Source organism: Acinetobacter sp. UBA991 (assembly GCF_002292065.1).
Taxonomy (GTDB): domain Bacteria; phylum Pseudomonadota; class Gammaproteobacteria; order Pseudomonadales; family Moraxellaceae; genus Acinetobacter; species Acinetobacter higginsii.
In genome coordinates this window covers 1-508 of record NZ_DBBF01000014.1, presented here as the reverse complement: position 1 = coordinate 508, position 508 = coordinate 1, and the positions used below count along the sequence as shown (strand labels likewise).

Below are 508 nucleotides of genomic sequence, written 5' to 3'. Positions count from 1 at the left end.
GTTAGGTCGTATGCCATCTGCAGTAGGTTACCAACCGACACTTGCAGAAGAAATGGGTGTTCTTCAAGAGCGTATTACGTCTACTAAGTCTGGTTCGATCACTTCGATCCAAGCAGTATACGTACCTGCCGATGACTTAACAGATCCATCGCCTGCGACAACATTTGCTCACTTAGATGCAACAGTTGTATTGAGCCGTGACATCGCATCTTCTGGTATTTATCCAGCGATCGATCCGCTTGACTCAACTTCACGTCAGTTAGATCCATTGGTTGTTGGTGCTGAGCATTATGAAATTGCACGTTCTGTACAGAACGTATTGCAACGTTATAAAGAGCTTAAAGACATCATCGCAATCTTGGGTATGGACGAGTTAGCAGAAGAAGACAAATTGGTTGTTTACCGTGCGCGTAAAATCCAACGTTTCTTCTCTCAACCATTCCACGTAGCTGAAGTGTTTACTGGTGCGCCTGGTAAATTAGTACCGCTTAAAGAAACGATTCGTGGC

1 pseudogene is annotated in these 508 nt (G+C 44.5%); it reads left to right on the top strand.

Annotated features, from left to right (window positions below):
• A pseudogene (locus B2727_RS05310) lies at positions 1-508 on the top strand (F0F1 ATP synthase subunit beta); the annotation flags it as partial.